This window comes from Kitasatospora sp. HPM-01-4 (genome assembly GCF_051374625.1).
Lineage (GTDB): Bacteria > Actinomycetota > Actinomycetes > Streptomycetales > Streptomycetaceae > Kitasatospora.
On sequence record NZ_JBPQGP010000005.1, the window covers coordinates 8,362,498 to 8,380,690 of the forward strand.

Annotated in this window: 18 protein-coding genes and 2 pseudogenes; 12 read left to right on the forward strand and 8 right to left on the reverse strand. The window is 69.1% G+C overall.

The features are described from left to right. Nucleotides 1-75: 75 nt before the first annotated feature. Complete coding sequence (locus tag ACSMTC_RS36320; protein WP_436563997.1) at nucleotides 76-1,086, reverse strand: RNA polymerase subunit sigma-70; 1,011 nt, start codon at nucleotides 1,084-1,086, stop codon at nucleotides 76-78. Nucleotides 1,087-1,394: 308 nt separating this feature from the next. Between ACSMTC_RS36320 and ACSMTC_RS36325 the strand changes: the two genes are divergently transcribed. Both ACSMTC_RS36325 and ACSMTC_RS36330 read left to right on the forward strand, forming a co-directional pair. Further along, nucleotides 1,395-1,751, forward strand: coding sequence for a cyclic-phosphate processing receiver domain-containing protein (locus ACSMTC_RS36325; RefSeq protein ID WP_436563998.1), 357 nt, complete (start codon nucleotides 1,395-1,397; stop codon nucleotides 1,749-1,751). 392 nt (nucleotides 1,752-2,143) lie between these two features. Then, the gene (locus ACSMTC_RS36330) at nucleotides 2,144-2,608 is read left to right on the forward strand and encodes a DUF6228 family protein (protein ID WP_436563999.1); all 465 of its coding nucleotides are present in this window, start codon (nucleotides 2,144-2,146) and stop codon (nucleotides 2,606-2,608) included. A gap of 132 nt (nucleotides 2,609-2,740) precedes the next feature. Here the strand turns inward: ACSMTC_RS36330 and ACSMTC_RS36335 are convergent, their stop codons facing one another. Continuing rightward, nucleotides 2,741-3,580 carry an SDR family oxidoreductase gene (locus ACSMTC_RS36335; RefSeq protein ID WP_436564000.1) on the reverse strand — a complete coding sequence of 280 codons (840 nt, stop codon included), beginning with the start codon at nucleotides 3,578-3,580 and terminating at the stop codon, nucleotides 2,741-2,743. Between the two features lie 93 nt (nucleotides 3,581-3,673). Here ACSMTC_RS36335 and ACSMTC_RS36340 point away from each other — a divergent pair, with 93 nt between their 5' ends. From ACSMTC_RS36340 to ACSMTC_RS36360, 5 genes and pseudogenes are all read left to right on the forward strand, one after another. Next, nucleotides 3,674-4,045: a winged helix-turn-helix transcriptional regulator gene (locus ACSMTC_RS36340; RefSeq protein ID WP_436564001.1), complete on the forward strand. Its 372-nt coding sequence runs from the start codon at nucleotides 3,674-3,676 to the stop codon at nucleotides 4,043-4,045. Nucleotides 4,046-4,421: 376 nt separating this feature from the next. Beyond that, complete coding sequence (locus ACSMTC_RS36345; RefSeq protein ID WP_436564002.1) at nucleotides 4,422-5,744, forward strand: UDP-glucose dehydrogenase family protein; 1,323 nt, start codon at nucleotides 4,422-4,424, stop codon at nucleotides 5,742-5,744. A 76-nt stretch (nucleotides 5,745-5,820) separates the two neighbouring features. After that, entirely contained in the window at nucleotides 5,821-6,300 is a 480-nt protein-coding gene (locus tag ACSMTC_RS36350; RefSeq protein WP_436564003.1) for a diadenosine tetraphosphate hydrolase, read from the forward strand. A gap of 565 nt (nucleotides 6,301-6,865) precedes the next feature. Beyond that, a pseudogene (locus tag ACSMTC_RS36355) lies at nucleotides 6,866-7,003 on the forward strand (ATP-binding protein); the annotation flags it as partial. 101 nt (nucleotides 7,004-7,104) lie between these two features. Then, complete coding sequence (locus ACSMTC_RS36360; RefSeq protein ID WP_436564004.1) at nucleotides 7,105-7,758, forward strand: class I SAM-dependent DNA methyltransferase; 654 nt, start codon at nucleotides 7,105-7,107, stop codon at nucleotides 7,756-7,758. A gap of 411 nt (nucleotides 7,759-8,169) precedes the next feature. Here the strand turns inward: ACSMTC_RS36360 and ACSMTC_RS36365 are convergent, their stop codons facing one another. Next, nucleotides 8,170-9,012, reverse strand: coding sequence for an IS5 family transposase (locus tag ACSMTC_RS36365; protein WP_436557603.1), 843 nt, complete (start codon nucleotides 9,010-9,012; stop codon nucleotides 8,170-8,172). 208 nt (nucleotides 9,013-9,220) lie between these two features. After that, the gene (locus ACSMTC_RS36370; protein ID WP_436564005.1) at nucleotides 9,221-9,985 is read right to left on the reverse strand and encodes an SDR family NAD(P)-dependent oxidoreductase; all 765 of its coding nucleotides are present in this window, start codon (nucleotides 9,983-9,985) and stop codon (nucleotides 9,221-9,223) included. Nucleotides 9,986-10,148: 163 nt separating this feature from the next. On the opposite strand from ACSMTC_RS36370, the gene ACSMTC_RS36375 reads away from it, so the two are divergent. Beyond that, nucleotides 10,149-10,961 carry a class I SAM-dependent methyltransferase gene (locus ACSMTC_RS36375; protein WP_436564907.1) on the forward strand — a complete coding sequence of 271 codons (813 nt, stop codon included), beginning with the start codon at nucleotides 10,149-10,151 and terminating at the stop codon, nucleotides 10,959-10,961. 112 nt (nucleotides 10,962-11,073) lie between these two features. On the opposite strand, the gene ACSMTC_RS36380 is transcribed toward ACSMTC_RS36375, so the two are convergent. After that, the gene (locus ACSMTC_RS36380) at nucleotides 11,074-11,286 is read right to left on the reverse strand and encodes a hypothetical protein (protein WP_436564006.1); all 213 of its coding nucleotides are present in this window, start codon (nucleotides 11,284-11,286) and stop codon (nucleotides 11,074-11,076) included. A 415-nt stretch (nucleotides 11,287-11,701) separates the two neighbouring features. On the opposite strand from ACSMTC_RS36380, the gene ACSMTC_RS36385 reads away from it, so the two are divergent. Together ACSMTC_RS36385 and ACSMTC_RS36390 are read left to right on the forward strand one after the other, a co-directional pair. Continuing rightward, a complete protein-coding gene (locus ACSMTC_RS36385) occupies nucleotides 11,702-12,259 on the forward strand; it encodes an SMI1/KNR4 family protein (RefSeq protein WP_436564007.1) in 558 nt (185 codons plus the stop codon). A gap of 275 nt (nucleotides 12,260-12,534) precedes the next feature. Next, on the forward strand, nucleotides 12,535-13,281 hold the full coding sequence (locus ACSMTC_RS36390) for a phosphotransferase family protein (RefSeq protein WP_436564008.1): 747 nt from the start codon (nucleotides 12,535-12,537) through the stop codon (nucleotides 13,279-13,281). Between the two features lie 237 nt (nucleotides 13,282-13,518). On the opposite strand, the gene ACSMTC_RS36395 is transcribed toward ACSMTC_RS36390, so the two are convergent. Then, on the reverse strand, nucleotides 13,519-13,878 hold the full coding sequence (locus ACSMTC_RS36395) for a DoxX family protein (RefSeq protein WP_436564009.1): 360 nt from the start codon (nucleotides 13,876-13,878) through the stop codon (nucleotides 13,519-13,521). A gap of 46 nt (nucleotides 13,879-13,924) precedes the next feature. Next, nucleotides 13,925-14,419, reverse strand: coding sequence for a cupin domain-containing protein (locus tag ACSMTC_RS36400; protein WP_436564010.1), 495 nt, complete (start codon nucleotides 14,417-14,419; stop codon nucleotides 13,925-13,927). Between the two features lie 81 nt (nucleotides 14,420-14,500). On the opposite strand from ACSMTC_RS36400, the gene ACSMTC_RS36405 reads away from it, so the two are divergent. Continuing rightward, the gene (locus ACSMTC_RS36405) at nucleotides 14,501-15,352 is read left to right on the forward strand and encodes a LysR family transcriptional regulator (protein ID WP_436564011.1); all 852 of its coding nucleotides are present in this window, start codon (nucleotides 14,501-14,503) and stop codon (nucleotides 15,350-15,352) included. A gap of 108 nt (nucleotides 15,353-15,460) precedes the next feature. Here the strand turns inward: ACSMTC_RS36405 and ACSMTC_RS36410 are convergent. Next, nucleotides 15,461-16,110 (reverse strand): annotated as a pseudogene (locus tag ACSMTC_RS36410) (IS5 family transposase); the annotation flags it as partial. Between the two features lie 727 nt (nucleotides 16,111-16,837). On the opposite strand from ACSMTC_RS36410, the gene ACSMTC_RS36415 reads away from it, so the two are divergent. Continuing rightward, a complete protein-coding gene (locus ACSMTC_RS36415) occupies nucleotides 16,838-18,172 on the forward strand; it encodes a UbiA family prenyltransferase (RefSeq protein ID WP_436564012.1) in 1,335 nt (444 codons plus the stop codon). The last annotated feature ends 21 nt before the right edge of the window (nucleotides 18,173-18,193 follow it).

Here is an 18,193-nt window from a genome sequence, read left to right on the forward strand (position 1 = left end):
CCTCGCCTCCTCGACCGCACCGGTTGCGGTCGTGCACTGTGAGACCACCCGAGCGCGGAAAAGGAATCGGAGTCGTCAGGACAGGGTGGCCGGCAGGCCGAACGCGCCGAAGACACGGGCTTCGAACGCGACGATCTCGGTGATCTCCCCGTCCTCGACTCGCAGCACGTTGAGCACCTGAGCCTGGTAGGCCGACTCTCCCGGCAGCCGGATGTAGCCGGCCATGGCCGGCTGCCGGTTCGCCGCCACCGGCACACCCCGCCACTGCCCCCGATGCAAGGGCGACCCCGATCCCAGTGCGTTCTCGACGAAGGCGACGACCTCCGCCCGGCCGGTGAAGCAGTACGGCAACGGCGGCATGGACAGCCGCACATCCTCGCTCAGGAGCTCCGCCAACGCCGCGATGTCGGCCCGCTCGTGGGCGGTCACGAAACGCCGCAGCAGCTCCCGCTCCCGGCCGGCGAGGGGCGTGGCCGGGGCCCGCCCTGCGCGGCGTTCCGGCAGGTGCTCCCCCAGCACCGGGCGTGCCCGCTGCAACGCGCTCTTCACCGCGGCCACGCTCATCTCCAACAGCGCGGCGGTTTCCGCCGCCGGCCAGCCGAGCATGTCCCGCAGAATCAGCACGGCCCGCTGGCGAGGCGGCAGATGCTGGATCGCCACCACGAACGCCAGCTCGATGGTCTCCCTGGCGACGACCACGGCCTCCGGCTCCGCCTCCCGGGCGGCCACCGGCTCCAGGAACCGGTCCGGGAACGGCTGCAGCCAACCCACCTCCGCCGCTCGGCCGGACTCACCCGGCGCCGGCTGCCGCGGGTGCCGGTCGAGGAAGTCCAGGCACACGTTGGTCGCGATCCGGTACAGCCACGCCCGAAATGCGGAGCGGCCCTGGAAACTCCCGCGATAGCGCCACGCCCGCAGCAACGCCTCCTGCACCAGGTCCTCGGCGTCGTCGAACGAGCCCACCATCCGGTAGCAGTGCACCCGCAACTCCCACCGATGCCGCTCGGCAAGCCCGGCGAATGCCGCCCCGTCCGCCGCTCGCACAGCGGCGAGCACCTCGCTGTCCACACCCGCTGACCCGTCCAACGCCCCGCCCCCTCGATCCGACCGCCACCGGCAACCCTAGACATCAAGTCAGGGGTGCCGCCGAGACAAACGCCAACCCCGCACCAGTAGTTGAACTCGAAGCCCGCCACCTCAAGACCATGGCGCGCGAACTCGACGTCCCCCGGGGACGCCCCGCGCCAGTGAGGCCGACCTGATCGTCGCCAGGCATCGCAACGGCCCCACCGCCCGTGCCGGAATCTCACGGCCGCTGTCGGAGTACCGTCCGGCTACGCGGTCCTCGCCGGCCCTGCGATTCTCGCGGCCGCTCTTACTGTGATGATGCTCAGGTGAATGAAGACCCGGCCGCACCAACGCCCGTCATCCTCGGCATAGACGACCTCCGACCGCTCCCCAGAGCCACGCGGATCGCCCGCACCAGCCGCGAAGGCATCCAGCTCCTGCAAGAGCACCGCGACAGCTTCATCGACGAACTCTGGCTCGACCACGATCTCGGCGGCGACGACACCATCATGCCCGTGGTGACCCTCATGGAAGAAGCCGCCTTCAGCGGACGGCCCTTCCGGATCGGAACGGTCTTCGTTCACAGCTCCAACCCCATCGGCGCCGAGACCGTCGTCAGGTCACTCACACGCTGGAACTACCATGTCCGGCGAGCAACGGCACAGGGAATGACGCCGGGTTGAGAGCTCGGTGTTCGACACGTCGTCAGACCGCGGTCGAAACCGCGGACCGAAGAAGCAGCATCCGACATGAGCCACCGAGAGCCCGCAACCGCCCGCTGACGTCGAACCTGCGGCCCGCCGCCACTGTGGCCGCCCCAACCCCGTCCGCGCCGTCGACATCCGCGTCGGCGCCACCCGCGACCCGCGAACTACCCAGCGGTACAACCGGCGGCGCGGCTGCCCCGACGGCCACCCGGCCTACACCGTGGTGGCCGCCCTGGCTCAGTGTCTCCGTACTGAGCCAGGGGGAGCAGCACAGTGACGTTCCATACCGATCATGTCGACACCTCCCGTCTGCCCGGTCGAACGGAGTCGCGATGACTTCCGGAGCGAAGCCGTCTACTGTCCAGCGGATGAACGTCAAGGACACCGATCCCACCGCCACGCCGGCTGTCATCGTCCGCTCCCAGGAGGACCCGACCACCCAGGTCAGGTTGTCCGGCCGCTACTTCCCCGACGAGTACGGGACCGGCTTCGCGGTGGAAGTGCACGCTGAAGGTCTCCAAGCCCGGCTGGACTCGGTCATCACCTGGGTCTGCGGCCCAGAGTATCTGGCCGACTTCCTCGACAAGCTCGCCGCCGACTTCCGCGGCTGGGAGGGCGAGCGCACCTGGAGCACCCACCACCTTGCCCTGCGGGCGGTCTTCCGGTCCGGTGGCCACGTCGGCCTGACCTGGACTCTCCGGCCATGGACCACCCGGGAGGACTCCTGGGAAGTCTCGGTCACCACCTGGCTGGAGGGCGGGTCACAGTTGACCGCCCTTGCCGCGGACGTCCGCCAGTTTCTCGACCGAGGCAATCCAGACGGAACCCGTTGAATCCCGGCGTCACTTCGCACAGGTCCGCCGGTACGCATGCGCTCTGGTGAAGGGCGAGTTGGTGGCGACGGCGGTGGCTTTGCGGTCCCAGCCGGCGGCTGGCGTCGGCCGTTCCAGCGGCGCTGACCGGTTTCAGCGGAACGCGGCGATATTGCGCGCGGCCCAGTCGGCGAACGGGCGTGGAGCGCGGCCGAGAACCCGCTGGACGTCCGGGCTGACGCGCAGCTCGGCCGGGTTCGGGGAACCGAGGATGGTCAGGGTGTCCTCGGCGAGGTCCGCCGGCATGCTCTGGGCCATGGCGGCCTTGGCCTCGTCGCGGGTCAGGTCGTGGAACCGCACCGGCGAGCCCAGCGCGGCGGCGATGGCCTCCGCCTGCTGGCGCGGCGTGATCACCTCCGGGCCGGTCAGCTCGTACACGCCGCCGGTGTGCTGGTCCTCCAGCAGGCAGGCCGCCGCGACCTCGGCGATGTCCGCCGGGTCGATGATCGGCACCCCGACGTCGCCGAAGGGCGCGGCGACGACCCGCCGATCGCGGACGGACTCGGCCCACCACAGGGCGTTGGAGGCGAAGCCGCCCGGCCGCAGGATGGCCCACTCCAGGCCGGACTCCCGCAGCACGTCCTCGACCGCGCGCATCGCGATCCGCGTTGCGCCGAAGGGCCTGGTCGCTACGCCCTGTGTGGAGAGCAGGACGACCCGGCGGACCCCGCTGGTCGCGGCTTGGCCGATGATGTCGGCCGGGCTGGCTCCGGCGGCGTGCAGGTCGCCGGACAGCAGCAGGAACAGCGCTTCCGCCCCGGCCAGCGCAGGCTCGAGGCCGGTCGGATCGGCCAGGTCGGCCGCCAGGTGGCGGACGCCGTCCGGCACGGCTGCCGCGTGCCGCGACACCGCCGTCACCTGCCGGCCCGCCTCGGCCAGTGCCCGCGTCAACGGCCGGCCCACATTCCCGGTAGCCCCGGTCACCACGATCATGATCAGCTCCTTCGTCAGATGTCCGCTGTGGCCCAGACGTTAGGCGCCCGGGCTTACTCTTGGTAAGGACATACCTGGAGGTAAGCTCATGACATGGTGGGAGGTTCGCAGCTCATGCAGGCTGAGGCAGGGGAAGGGTATGAGGTGTTTCACACCGACTGCCCCGCGCGCGATGTGGTCGACCATGTGACCAGCAGATGGGGTATCTGGGTGTTGATCTCCTTGCGGAGCAAGGACCTTCGGTTCTACGAGCTGCGCGAGAGCATTCAGGGCATCAGCGAGAAGATGCTCGCCCAGACCCTGCGCACGCTGGTCGAGGACGGCCTGGTCTGGCGGAGGGTCGAGCCGACGACGCCGCCCCAGGTCACCTACGGGCTGACCGAGTTCGGTCGGGACATCGGCGAGCCGCTGGCGGAGCTGTTCGACCGGATTACACGGCGGCTTTCGTCGCGCGGCGCGGGATAGCGTGCTGGTAGGCGGCCACGAAAGCGCATCCAGCGTGACCGAGCGCCCCACAACCCGAGGACCTGGTCCGGCCGGTCCGCCAGGGGGAGGGCCTGGCCTGAGTGACGCTCAACTCGCGGCGAGGCAGACGGTGCTGTGCGCCGACGGGCCGGTGACGTCCGGGCTGAGCGACCGGCAGCTGTGTACCTGATCGAAGGCGTCCGCGACAGCGACGTCGCCGTGCGCTCCGAGGCCACCCCGCCCTGGTGCGCCCGGCCGAACTCCTCAACGTGAACATTTGAGCGAACTCGGTTCAACCGTAGGCCAGTTACGGAACCGATAGCGTCGGGGAGCACGCCGAGTACGGTGTGCTCCCCGACCAGACAAGGACTCCGTAATGCGTGTATCCGTGATCGGCTGTGGTCACCTCGGCATCCCGCACGCGGCGGCGATGGCCGAGCTCGGCCACGATGTGATCGGCGTGGACGTCGACCAGGCCAAGGTCAACCTGCTCAATGCCGGTGAATGCCCGATCTACGAGGCCGGCCTGCCCGAGCTGCTGGCCCGACACACCGCGAGCGGGCGCCTGCGGTTCACCACCGACATCCGCGAGGCGGCAGAGTTCGCCGAGTTGCACTTCATCGGCGTCGGCACCCCGATCGACGCCGACGGCCGCTCCTACGACACCGCGCAGGTCTACGGCGCCATCCGCCAGCTCGCCCCGCATCTCACCCGGGCGTGCACGATCGTCGGGAAGTCCACGGTCACCGTCGGTACGACCCTCCAGGTCACCGCCCTCGCCCAGCGTCTGGCCCCGGCGGGCGCCGGCGTCGAGGTGGTGTGGAACCCGGAGTTCCTGCGCGAGGGGCACGCCGTCGAGGACACCCTGCGCCCGGACCGCCTCATCGCCGGGGTCACCACCACGGAGGGAGAGAAGGCGATCCGCGCGGTCTACGCCGGCATCGTGGACGCCGGCGTCCCGATCTTCGTCACCGACCCGCAGACAGCGGAGCTCGCGAAGGGCGCGGCGAACAGCTTCCTCGGCTTGAAGATCTCCTACATCAACGCGGTCGCGGACATGTGCGAGGCCGCGGGCGGTGACATCTCCAAGATCGTGGAGATCCTCGGCATCGACCCCCGCATCGGCGCCGGCGGCATGAGGCCTGGCATCGGCTACGGCGGCGGCTGTCTCCCCAAGGACGTCCGCGCCTTCACCGCCAGTGCGAGGCAACTCGGTGCCGACCAGGCCGCCGGCCTCCTGCTCGCCGCCGAGAGGATCAACGAGTCCCGGATCGACGTCGCCATGGATCTCATCACCAGCGCCCTGGGCGATCGCCCCGTCAGGGGCGCCCGGGTCACCGTGCTGGGCGCGGCGTTCAAGCCCGGTACCAACGACGTCCGCGAGTCCCCGGCCCTCGCCCTCGCGCAGGCCCTGCAGCAGGCCGGAGGCGGCGTCACCGTCCACGACCCGCAGGCCGTGGCCACGGCCATGGTCCGGAACCCCGAACTGGACTACACCTCGGACCTGCCGACCGCCCTCAAGGGCGCCGATCTCGTCGTCCTGGCCACCGAATGGCCCGCGTACCAGCAAGCCGACCCGATGGCCCTGGTGGGCCATCCCGTCAACCCGCTGTTGGTCGACTGCCGCACCACCCTCGACCCCGAGCCCTGGCGCGCGGCGGGCTGGACCGTCCACCAGCTCGGACGACCCGGGAAGTAGAACCGACCCCCGCGTGATGGGGTGCCTCTCCGAGTACCCCACCACGCGGGAACCCCGTCCCTGTACAGTCCAAGCCGTGAGCGGTGGTTGGAGAACGGACAGGGTCGGCAGCGCGCTGCGAGGCGAGAACCCAACCGTCCTGCGACGCCTCGACGCCGGGTTCGCCGTGATCGGAGACGTCCAGTTCCTGCCCGGCTACTCGGTCCTGCTGACCGACACGCCCGCTGCGCAGCGGCTGTCGGACCTGCCCAAGCGGAAGCGGCTGACGTTCCTGTACGACATGGACCGGCTTGGCGAAGCCGTCGAACAGGCTTGTGCACGGCTCGATCCGGCGTTCCGCCGCGTGAACCTGGAGATCCTCGGCAACACCGACCCCTTCCTCCATGCCCACGTCTGGCCGCGGTACGAGTGGGAGCCTTCGGACCTCGCGGGGGCGTCGGTGTGGCTGTACCCGCGACGGAACTGGCACAGCGAGGAGTTCGCACTCGGCCCGCGGCATGATGAGCTGCGCGAGGCGATCGGCACGGAGCTGGATCGTCGGACCCGGGACATCTGACCGTCGAATCGCGGACGATGCCTCAAACCCAATGGTCGCAAAAGAGGTTCACTGTTGTGTGGCGCCATGAACCGATCCGTTTCCGCCGCAGTCACCGCAGCTGCCGCCATAGTCGCGCTATCCGGGTGCAGCGACTCCTCGCGCCCGGCACAGTCATCGCCACCGGCAGCCTCCCCGGGGTCCAGTGCGGAGGCTCAGAAGCTACGCACGACGGACGCGGCGATGGGGAGCACCAGCCCCCAGGCCGCCTACGACCAGGCGTTCACCGCGTTGGAGGAACGCTGTCTGGAACACGGCCCCAGCCTCGCTGGCGTGATCGACACCGCAGCCGGGCGCCTACAGTCCGCGCACGTCTCCGGCGAGTCACGACTGACGATCATGCAGCATGTCCCGGCGGCCATGCCGGAGAACAAGCTGGCAGTGCCGTGTACGAATGCGATCACGCACTACGCCGCCTTGCGCCCGTTCGGATACTCCGCTTCCGAGGCTGAAAACCCTCCAAGATGTAGCCCATCGAAGGGGAATCCGACGAAGCGGCGCAGACTACTGAGGGTTCACCGAGTGGGACAAGACCTTCGGTGACGCCCGCCTCTGCGCGGCCATCGCCGACCGGATCACCTTCCGCTGCACCCTCATCCAGACCGGCACCGAGTCCTACCGTTTCCAGAGCACCCAGGAATCCCTCTTCCCAGCACCGAAGTGACGACCCAGCAGTCCGGGACACGCGCCCCTCGTCAAAGGCGGCCGAAAGTGGACCGCGGTCGCGGCGGGCACGCCTTGGTCAGTGAACTACGGTGGCTGGCTATGAACACTGAAGGCTGGGTGGCAGACACCCGAACGTCCTACGACACCGTCGCACTCAGCTATGCGGACCAAGTGCGCGACCTCCTGGACCAAACGCCCTACGAACGCGCGGCCCTGACGCTGTTCGCCGACTTCGTGGAGACCACAGGCGGGGGGCGAGTTGCGGACGTGGGATGCGGGACAGGGAGGATCACGGCCTACCTGCGTGAACTGGGCGTGGACACGTTCGGGATCGACCTGTCGCCCGCGATGATCGAGGTGGCTCGGCGTGAACACCCTGGCATACGTTTCGAGGTCGGTTCCATGACGGACCTCGATCTCACCGATGCCTCGATGGCGGGCCTGGTCGCCTGGTACTCGCTGATCCACGTCCCCGACGACGAGATCGGCTCGGTCTTCGCGCACTTCCGGCGAGTGTTGCGGCCTGGTGGTCCACTACTACTCAGCTTCCACGTCGGCGATGAGTCGCGGCTGAAGACCCAGGGCTACGGCGGTCACCCGATGAAGGTCTACGTCCATCGCCGCCAGCCTGACCGAGTAGCCGCCTGGCTCAACGATGCCGGCTTCGCGGTCGAGGCGCAGATGACTCTCAGCTCAGCCGAGAGCACGCTCGGAGCAATTCTCTTCGCGCGCCGCCAGCCCGATTCCCAGTAGGGGCCGCAGCGCGACTCGTTCTTGCAGATCGCTTGCATAACCAGGTGCGAGCCCCTGGCCGCATCTTGTCAGGGAGGCAGCCCCAGGGCCCGCACCCACAAGCTATCGACACTTCTGTCCGCGCTCTTTGAAACGTGACCCCCTAACGGTCGGCGGGTTCCTCAAAGGGGTCCAGGTTCAGCGACCGCCGACACACTCCCGCGATGGCCTCCCTCGGACACTCCGCCCCGACCAGCAGGTCACCCGATCAGTGGCTCCCGAACCCGCCGAAACGGCGCCCGTTCCCACCGAAAACCACGGAGCGCTGTCGAGTGCATCCCCGCCACGAACAGCCCAATCCCGGTGCCCATCGCCACCGAAGACGTGGTCCCCATATGACCCGACTAAGAGGCTGCGCAGATAGGCGGCTGGTCATGGGCGGCGTCGGGGGCGGGTGTCCCAGCGGTGGGTGGTCCAGGCTCGGCGGATCAGACTGCGGACGGTGATGACGGTGTCGGCGAGGTCGAAGAAGGCTTCGATGACGCTGGTGCGGCGCTCGTAGCAGCGGGCGAGGCGGTGGAAGGCGTTCTGCCAGGCGTGGGTGCGCTCGACATGCCATCGCCGGGTGGCCTGGACCGGCGCCTTGGTCCCCTTGCGCGCGATCTGACCGCACAGCTTCCGCTCGTCGAGCACGGCACGGGACTTGTCCGAGTCGTAGCCGGCGTCGAGGTGGACGGTGATCTCGTCGGGCAACGGCCCAAGTCCCTCCAGGAGATCGAGAGTTGGCGCCAGGAGCGGCGAGTCGTGGCGGTTGGCGCCGGCCAGGACGCGGCCGAGCGGGATGCCGTAGCCATCGGTCATCCCGGACCGTTTCATGCCCTGCTTGCCCCGGTCGACGGGTGAGCGTCCGGCCGCTTCGCCGCCGCCGGGGGCCTTGGTGATGGCGCCGTCCACGGCAATCTGGTCGAGGACGAGGCCGACGACGCGGTCATAGGCCTGGAGGGCGATCTGCTTCAGGCGGGCGAACAGGCCCAGGCCGATCCACTCGTCGCGGCGGCCTCGGATCGTGGCGGCCGAGCAGGTCGAGTCCGCTATCGCCTCGTAGGAGCAACCGAACCGCAGGACTTGGAGCAGCTTGTCGAAGACGATCCGGTCGCTGATCCGGCGTCGGTGGCAGCCCAGCGGGTGGGCTGGATCGAACTGTGGCCGCTGCGGCAGCAGGGCGGCGAATTGGTCCCAGAGCGGTTCGGTCAGCCAGAATGGCAGCACAGGCACAGGTCTCCCCAATGATCACAGAGCGTCGCAACTCCATGATCAAGGAACCTGTGCCTGTCTCGTCCGCCGACTGGTCCCACCAACCGCCTATCTGCGCAGCCTCTAAATCAGTCAGTCAGAGAGACCCACTTCTGGAACAGGTCCCGGGCTCGCTTCCCCGGCGCTGTGGGCCCGGGCAGGCCCAGGTACGGCCTTCGCGTTGAGGTTGCTACAGGTTGACGCCGCCGGTGACGTCGATCTTGGCGCCGGTGATCCAACGAGCGTCATCGGAGGCCAGGAAGGCGACCGCGTCGGCGATGTCCGGGATCCGGCCGATCCGGCCGAGCGCGGTCAGGGCGATGTTGCGCTCCAGGTTCGCCGGGTCGGCCAGCACTCCGGCGGTCATGTCGGTGCGGGTGAATCCGACGACGACGGAATTCACGGTGATTCCGCGGGGGCCGAGGTGCTTGGCCAGGGTGTGGCTGAACACCTCAAGTGCCCCCTTGGTGAGCGGATAGGCGATGCCGTGGGAGGAGGCGATACGGGTGGAGACGGATGAGATATTGATGATCCGGCCCCCGTCGCGCAGCCGTGGCAGCAACCGCTGGGTGAGGAAGAACGGTGCCTTGATGTTGACCGCGACCATCCGGTCGAACTCGTCAGGGGTGAGAACCTCGATCGGGCGCCCCATCAGGTTGAGGCCCGCGTTGTGAACCAGGATGTCGATCGCCGATTCTCCGTGCGTGCGCAGCCCGGCCTCCAGTCCAGCCGTAAGCGTGTCCACGTCGTCGGGAACGCCCAGTTCAGCGCCCACGATGAAGGCCCGGCCACCGGCCTCGGCGATGGCCGCAGCGGTCTCCTCGGCCGCCGCCTCGTTACTGCCGTAGTGCACGGCTACCAGGGCGCCGTCCCGGGCCAGGCGTTCGGCGATGCCCCGTCCGATACCCCGGCTGCTGCCGGTGACCAGTGCGACCTTTCCACTGAGGTCTCCCATGTTCACTCCTTTGCCCAATGGTGGTTTTAGCGGTCGTAGGCGGTCGATGCGTGCATGACTGGCTGGCCGCGCATGAACCTGGCACCCCTTATCAGGCCCCTTGGGATCGATCATCTAGGCTGGCGCGGTGACTGATGAGCAGGAGCGGGTGCAGCCGTCGGGAGTGTGGGCCACGGCGGTAGGGGTGGCCAGGGTGCGGGCGCTGGAGACCGAGCGGGAGAAGGCGCTGTTCCGCGACCCACTGGCACAGGCCTTCGCCGCCGCCGGCGGCCTGTGGCCCTCCTCGCCGCCACCCGGTGACGAGGCCACGCGCCGCCGCCGGCTGGCCGTGTCGTACTCCATCGTCATCAGGACGAAGTTCCTCGATGACCTGTTGCAGCAGGCCTCCGAGTCCGGGGTCCGGCAGGTCGTGCTGCTCGGCGCCGGCATGGACAGCCGGGCCTTCCGGATGGACTGGCCCGAGGGCACCCGGCTGTTCGAGGTCGACACCGCCGCGCCACTCGACTTCAAGGCTTCGGTGCTGCGCCAGGAGTGGGCCGTCGCACGCTGCGAGCGGATCACCGTCGCGGTGGACCTTCGTGAGGACTGGCCAGGAGCGTTGGCCGCCGCAGGGCACGACCCGGCGTTGCCGACCGTGTGGATCGCCGAAGGACTGCTGATCTATCTGCCCGAGGACGCGGTGGAACTGCTGCTGGCCCGGATCAGCGCGCGGTCGGCGGCAGGCAGTCGGATGGGGCTGACGTTGGGCTCGCGCGGCGTGATCGAGCGCTTCGGCGCGGACGCCGTACCGGGATCGGCGGCGTCCATGTGGGTCTCGGAGATGCCCGACGACCCGGTGGGCTGGCTGGCCGGGCACGGCTGGGAGGCCAGCAGCCACACCCTGCGCGAGTGCGGTGCCGCCTACGGCCGCCCGATCAGCACCCCGCCGCAGCGCGAGGAGCGGCCCGGCGGACTGATCTCGGCGGTCCGCCGGTAGAGCGCCTCGCGGTTTCCTGGATGATCGATTCCGGCACAGTCCCTGCGACTCTCCCGGCTACGCTCGCGCGGGAGCGCCCCGCGGCGCGTGGCTGCGGGGCGCTCTGTGGGGTTTAGTCGACCTCCTGGCCGTCGTACGTACCACCCTTGCAGGGGTTGCCCGGCAGGTCGATCCGGGGCGTTCCGCCGCCCTTCTCGCACTGAGAGGGGGTGACGTAGGATGGGGCGCCCTGTGCGGTGGCGGCGGTGGCGGCGGCGCCTGTGAGGCCGAGTCCGGCGAGGGCTGCTGTGGCGGTGACGGCGGCGAGGATTCGTCGAATGCGCATTTGGTTCCCCTTTCACGGATTGCCTCGATTGGGGCACTAATCAGCTTGATCTTCATCCATGTGGGTGGCACGTCATGCTGCGCCGTTCGGGTGACAGTGCTGTCGGGTGCGGGGTCGGTGACGCGACCCGTCGGACAGGCGATATGTAGGGCGTTATCTCAAGCGGTGCAGGGGTGACCTGCCCCCGGCGTGGTGGGCTGGGGGCTGGCGGAAGGGATTGGGCTCCGCAGAGGTTCCGGCAGGTCGTGGACCAGCTGTGTCTTTTCGCCGGCGAGTGCGCTGAACACTTCCTGGCGCCGGAAAACGAGCACTGACCTTCCTGGACTTAGCCGTGCCCGGAACTTCCCGGGGCCCACCAGTCCGCCCGACGGCCCTGGCCATCGACATGTCGGCGGGCTCTGACAGCATCACGGTCATGACCGACATCGATGACCTCGTGCAACGCGTTGCCACCCGGGCCGCATCGGACAGCGAGGACCTTCCCGCGCCTGTAGACGATGCCCGGATTGCGGAGGCCGAGGGGCAACTGGGCTTCGCGCTGCATCCCCTGCTCGCCCGCCTGTATCGCGAGGTCGCTGACGGCGGCTTCGGCCCTGACTACCGACTGCTGCCACTGCTCGGTCCGGGTTCCAGCGTCGCCGGCGAATACCTGACGCGACGTGAGGCGTCCGCTGGAGTGGAGCACCCGGAGTGGCCCGAGGGCGTCGTACCGATCCTGACCTGGGGCTGTGCCATGTATGCCGGCGTTGATTGTCTCAGTGAGGACGGTCAGGTCCTGCTCTTCGAGCCGAACCCGTACAGCGGCGGATCGTGGGATCAGTGTTGGTTCCTCGACTCCGCCAGCCTCGCAGCGTGGTTGGAGACATGGCTCGCGGGGACGGGCTGGTTCGAGGAGGACGCCTTCGACAGGGACGACCTGGTCGAGCCTCAGCCATGGGACCAGGCCGCAAGCCGACTGTCCTCCGGCGCATAGCGAAACACCGACGCTTCGTGCCGTTGGCGCAGGCGCTGTCAGCCCGGGCATGCTCACGGCTCCCTGCATGCTCCGGCGCGGACGAGCGGGACGAGGTGGGCGCCGTTGACGGCCCGCCAGCGGGCCTGGGCAGACTCGACGAGCTTGAACACCATCGCCAAGCCGGCGGCGCGGGTGAACACCGAGGCCGCCGGGTAGCGGGACGCGGTCAGCCGCGTAATCGCACGCGATAAACCCGGCGACGTCGGCGGTCATCCCCGGGATACTGGTCGCCCATGGATGAGGTCAGAGTCGTCGTCGCCCATTCCGAGCGCGCGACCCTGCGCGTCGGCGATGTGTTCCTGAAGGTGGACGCCGATCAGGCGCGCATCGACGTCGAGGTCGAGGCGATGTCCCTCGCGCCGGTCCCGACCCCGAAGGTCCTGTGGCGCAAGCCGCCCGTGCTCGCGATCGCCGCGCTCCCGGGGACGACGCTCGGGCGCCTCGGCGGGCCGTCGACCGGGTCACCGGCGGCGTGGGCCGCGGCGGGCGCCGCCATCCGGAAGCTGCACGACGCGCCGCTGCCGCCCTGGCCCGGTCGGGCCGGCCGGAGCATCGTCGCGCTGGCGGCGGAACTCGACGACGAGTGCGAGTTGCTCGTGACGAACGGCGTCCTGCCCACCGACCTGGTCACCCGCAACCGCCAGGTCGCCGAGGCCGCGCTCCGGCCGTGGACTCCGGCGTTCACGCACGGCGACCTGCAGGTCGCGCACGTGTTCGTCGACGACGGGGAGGTCACCGGCATCATCGACTGGTCCGAGGCGGGCCAGGGTGACGCCCTGTACGATCTCGCCACCTTCACGCTCGGACACGAGGAGCACCTCGACGACGTCATCGCCGGCTATGGCACCGACATCGACCTCGACGTGATCCACGCGTGGTGGTCGTTGCGAAGCCTGCTGGCAGTTCGCTGGCTGATCGAGCACGGCTTCGACCCCTTCGCGCCGGGCTGCGAGGTCGACGTGCTGAGATCCCGGATGTGAGGCTGCGCGGGCCCGACTGCTGTGAGTGCGTTCTGACGCATCGAGCAGGCCATCCCCTGGGGCGCATCGCCTGCCCTCACTCTTGCCTGACTTTGTTCACGAGTTGCTGCGACAGCAGATGTACGCCTCACCGAGCAGCGCGTGGGATGGCGGCATGTTCGATGTCCACGAGAAATGACAGCAGCCGTGCGGCGGCTGTCCCTGCAGTTGCATCCACCAGTCGAGGGCTGTGCTCTGTCACAGCCTGGTGGCCAGCCAGATGGTCACAGCCGCGGTAACGGTGAGCCCGGTATTGAGTGCGATCCGGCGGTCTTCGCCCATCAGGTGGACGGCGATCGCACCGGCCTGGAGGAGTACGAAGCCGATGGCCGCGGCCAGCGCCAGCGGGGGCGCGATGCCTGTCAGCGGTGGCAGGATCAGGCCGGTCGCGCCGAGTATTTCGACCGTCCCCAGCGCCCTGAGGGCGGGCAAGGGTATGCGGTCGACCCAGGCCATCATCGGACGGAGTTGATCGCGGCTGCGGATCACTTTCAGCGTGCCCGCGTAGAAGTAGAAGAGGGCGAGCAGTCCCGCGACGATCCAGTAGGCGATGTTCATGGTTCCCGTTCATGGGTCACCGGTTCACGGGGACCCGTCGCCTGATTCAGGCGAGGTCGGTGGCAGGCTCGGTCGCGTAGCGGCTCATCGCGTCGATGTTGGCCTGTGGCGTCAGGGGCCGGCCGCCGGCGAGCTCCTCCTGGAGGTCTCGGAAGTACTGCACGTACAGGTCGGGGGTGAACGTGCTGAGCATGACGGCGGGTCGGTCGGTCAGGTTGGCGAAGCTGTGCGGGGTACCGGGCGGAACCATCACGAGCGTGCCCGCGGCGGCGTCGTGGTCCTCGTCCCCGACGGTGAACCGCACGGTCCCGGACAGGATGTAGAAGCCCTCGTCGTGTCGGGCGTGGCGGTGCTGCGGCGGTCCCTGGGTGTGCGGGGCGAGGACGGACTCGGCGATCGCGAGGCGGTGCCCGGTGTGGCTGCCGTCCTCCAGGACGCGCATGCGCGTGGTGCCCAGAACGATCGTCTCGCCGTCGCCGGGACCCACCACCGATACGGCGGGGTCGGCCTGCGGCGCGTTGGCCTCTGCTTCTTCGGTCATGCTCACAAGTGCACCGCCGGGAGCCTGCCGGTGTCCAAGACCCATCCCGCAGCACCGATACCCCACGGGTATCGTTGCAGCGTGGAGCTACGGATCCTGCGCTATTTCGTGGCCGTCGCCGAGGAACTCCACTTCGGCCGGGCAGCCACCCGACTGCACATGAGTCAGCCGCCGCTCAGCCGGGCGATCAAGCACTTGGAGGCCGATGTCGGGGCCCTGCTGTTCACCCGCTCACCCACCGGCGTCACGCTCACTCCGGTGGGCGCGGTGCTGCTCGACGAGGCGCGGGCCCTGCTCGACCACGCCGACCGCGTCCGCGTACGCGTGAGCGCGGCAGCCGGCACCGCGACCATCACCGTCGGCATCCTGGGCGACGGCACCGACCCGGGAGTGTCCAGGCTGGCCGCCGCCTACCGCCGAACCCACCCCGGCATCGACATCCGCATCCGCGACACCGATCTGACCGACCCGACATGCGGGCTGCGCACCGGACTGGTCGACGTCGCCCTGACCCGGGCGCCGTTCGACGAGACCGCCCTGACGGTGCGTGCGCTGCGAACCGACCCGGTCGGCGTGGTCCTGCGCGCCGACGATCCGCTGGCCCGCCGCGACCGGCTGCGACTCGCCGAGCTGAGCGACCGCCGCTGGTTCCAGTTCCCCCAGGGCACCGACCCCGCCTGGCAGTCCTACTGGAACGGCGGCACGCCGCGCGAGGGCCCGGTGGTGCGCGCCGTCCAGGAATGCCTGCACGCCGTGCTGTGGAACGGCACGGTCGGCCTGGCCCCGCTCGGACACGACCTGCCCGCGGAGCTGGCCGTGGTACCGCTGACCGACATGCCGCCGAGCCCGGTGGTAGCGGTATGGAACGAAGGTGACACCAACCCGCTGATCCGATCCTTCATCGAGATCGCGACAACCGCCTACCGCCACTGAACGCCGGCAACCGGTGCTGCCGGTGCTCGTGAACAATTCGAACACAGCGGCCCTGGGAACTGCCTCCCGAAGTGGACATCTGCTGTCCCTGCTCCTCTACAGAGCCACTTAACAGAGTGCGGTGCGGAGTCGTCGCCAGCAGATGACGGCGTAGCCGAGGGTGACGAACGCGTGGTGGATGTCGTCGCGGATCTCCCAGCGGATGCGCAGGTGGCGGGACCGGTGCAGCAGCGCGACCGCTCCTTCCACGACCCAGCGGTACACGCCCAGGCCGGAGCCGTGCCCGGTGTCGCGCCGGGCGAGGTGCGGGGTGATCTGGAACCGGCGGACCTTGTCCCGGTAGACCTCGTGGTTATGGCCGCGATCGGCGTACAGGTGCTTGGGGCGGCGCAGTGGGCTGGCCGCGCTCGCTGCGGATCGACGGGACGGTCTGGATCAGCGGGATCAGTTGGGTGACGTCGTTGCGGTTGCCGCCGGTGGTTATTGCCGCGAGCGGGATGCCGTGCGCCTCGACGATCAGGTGGTGCTTGCTGCCGGCCACCGGTCCACCGGGGACGGACCGGTGGCCGGCCCGCCCTTCATCGCGCGGATGTGGCGTCGACCGCTGCGCGGGAGAAGTCCAGCAGATCTGCGGCCCGCAGCTCGGACAGCAGCAGCTCGTGCAGGCGCCGCCATGCCCCGGCCTCGTTCCAGTCCCGCAGCCGTCGCCAGCAGGTCATCCCCGAGCCGAAGGTCAGCTCCTGGGGCGGAAACTCCCAGCTCCCCGTCATTCCAGGAGGTCCATAAGCCTCCTTTTGTTAGGAGTCGCTATGCCCGTAGATCACTTGGGCGTTGTGCGGTGGCAGGCCGTTCCGGGTGGACGGTGAAGCCCGGTTGCTTTGTCGGCGAGTACGGAGAGCAGGTGTTGCTCGGTGGCGAGTACGCCCTGTGCTCTCGGCGATCGATGGTGCCGCGTTTGAGAGCACTCGGGTGCTTGTGTCGAGGCCGCAGGTTGTTCCTGGCATTGAGCGCGGTCGGGATGCCCGGCTCTGACCGCTCACGCCGTGTCTGCCGCGGGCGGGCCGTTGCACCGCTTTCGTGCCGTCCAGTGCGTGGGGTAGGGGATGGCGTGTCGCCGGGTCCTCCGCCGGTCGGCGGGGGCGCCTGAGTACGAATACTCAGGCGCCGGGGCGACGTCGGAGTGGACACTGGCTGGTGGTCCGTCAAGACTTCGCAGAAGGGGGAGAGTCCGTGGGGGATCCGTTGTCGCCGCCCGACTCATCGCGCAGGTCCGCATCACGCAGGTCCGCGACCAGGGAGCGGCCACTGGCGTGCCTGGCGACGATCGGCACCGTGTTCGGCTGCGTGCTCGCGGTTGTCCTGGTGCTCAGCGGCCTGGGGATTCTCGGGGTGATGGTGTTGCTCTCGACTGGCTCGATCCGGTTGTTCCCGAACAAGTGATGGCGGTAGCAGATGACTGATCGACCGATAGCTGACCGAATCCGCGTGCTGATCGTACTCAGCCGCCCCGCCGTCGCTGTGCTCTTCGCCCTATACGTCGCACTCGGCCTCGCCCAGGCCCGACATGCGGAGGACCGTCTGCTGCTGGCCGAGTGTCTCCTGCCGGTCATGGCCTTCCTGCTCTGCTCGGTCTGTGTCAACGATCTGTCCGACCAGGCCATCGACCAGGTCAACCTTCCCGGCGACCGGAGCCGACCGCTGGTCACCGCCGCCGCCGGCAGCCGGGATCTCGTCGTCACCGCCATGGTCTCCGCCGCCGTCGCACTCGCCTCGGCATTCGTACTCGGACCCCGCCCGGGACTGCTGATGCTCGCCGCCCTCGCGGTGAGCACCGGGTACTCGCTGCGCCCACTCCGCCTCGCCGACCGGGGAGCCGTCGCGGCTCTGGCACTGCCAGCCTGCTATGTCGCGCTGCCCTACCTGCTGGCCCTCACCGCGGCCCGGTCCGCCGTCCACCCGCGCGATCTGCTGATGCTCCTTGGGCTCTACACGGGCTTCATCGGCCGGATCCTGCTCAAGGACTTCCGCGATGTGCGTGGCGACGCCCTCTTCGGCAAGCGGACGTTCCTGGTCCGGCACGGACGACGCGCGACCTGCCTCTTCAGCGCCTGTTGCTGGACGGTCGGCAGCTGCATCATCCTGATCGCGACACCTCGGCCCACGCCGGCGCTCGTATGCTCCTATCTCCTCTGCCTCGCCGTCGCGTTGCTGATCCTTCGCACGCTGGCGGGCGAGGTGGGGCACCGGCGGGAGGAGGCACTCATCACCGGCGCGGCGGTCATCGGCCGTGGGCTGCTGATCCTGCAGCTGGCACACCTGGCTATGGACCAGGCCGGATGGGGTGCGCTCGCACAGTCGACGGTCGTGGGCGCGCTGCTGGCGCTCACGCTCGGTCAGGCCGTTGGGCCTGGCTACTCACATGCCGAAGTCGTCGACGACCTGGTCGAGGTCGGCGGTGACATCGAACGGCGCGAGACTGGCATCGAAGTCGGTCCACCAGACCGCCGCGCCAGCGGGGGCGAGATCACGAAGCAGCGTGTGGATGATCGCGATAGGCGGGCGCAGGGGGTCCTGGTCACGGAAGACGAAGACGTGCTGGTCGGTCTGGTAGGTGATCTCGCAGTGCTGGTCGTGGACGCGGACCTTGATGTCGAGGCCGTCCGCGGGGGTTTCGGCGATGGTGCTGTCGGGCCAGCGGCGCAGGACGGCCTCGGTGAGCTGCTCAGGTGTGAACGCCCATGTGACGCCGCTGCTCTGGTCGGCGCTGACGAAGTAGCTGGATCCCACCGTGGTCCTCTCACCGTCGTGTTCCGGGCATGACCGGTGGCCAGGGCGTCCTAG

What these genes read in the sequence shown, in the direction of transcription:
- ACSMTC_RS36390 (WP_436564008.1), top strand. Translation starts at nt 12,535, where the DNA reads ATGGATGAGGTCAGAGTCGTCGTCGCCCATTCCGAGCGCGCGACCCTG.
- ACSMTC_RS36335 (WP_436564000.1), bottom strand. Translation starts at nt 3,580, where the DNA reads ATGATCGTGGTGACCGGGGCTACCGGGAATGTGGGCCGGCCGTTGACG.
- ACSMTC_RS36330 (WP_436563999.1), top strand. Translation starts at nt 2,144, where the DNA reads ATGAACGTCAAGGACACCGATCCCACCGCCACGCCGGCTGTCATCGTC.
- ACSMTC_RS36340 (WP_436564001.1), top strand. Translation starts at nt 3,674, where the DNA reads ATGGTGGGAGGTTCGCAGCTCATGCAGGCTGAGGCAGGGGAAGGGTAT.
- ACSMTC_RS36385 (WP_436564007.1), top strand. Translation starts at nt 11,702, where the DNA reads ATGACCGACATCGATGACCTCGTGCAACGCGTTGCCACCCGGGCCGCA.
- ACSMTC_RS36370 (WP_436564005.1), bottom strand. Translation starts at nt 9,985, where the DNA reads ATGGGAGACCTCAGTGGAAAGGTCGCACTGGTCACCGGCAGCAGCCGG.
- ACSMTC_RS36395 (WP_436564009.1), bottom strand. Translation starts at nt 13,878, where the DNA reads ATGAACATCGCCTACTGGATCGTCGCGGGACTGCTCGCCCTCTTCTAC.
- ACSMTC_RS36380 (WP_436564006.1), bottom strand. Translation starts at nt 11,286, where the DNA reads ATGCGCATTCGACGAATCCTCGCCGCCGTCACCGCCACAGCAGCCCTC.
- ACSMTC_RS36360 (WP_436564004.1), top strand. Translation starts at nt 7,105, where the DNA reads ATGAACACTGAAGGCTGGGTGGCAGACACCCGAACGTCCTACGACACC.
- ACSMTC_RS36345 (WP_436564002.1), top strand. Translation starts at nt 4,422, where the DNA reads ATGCGTGTATCCGTGATCGGCTGTGGTCACCTCGGCATCCCGCACGCG.
- ACSMTC_RS36400 (WP_436564010.1), bottom strand. Translation starts at nt 14,419, where the DNA reads ATGACCGAAGAAGCAGAGGCCAACGCGCCGCAGGCCGACCCCGCCGTA.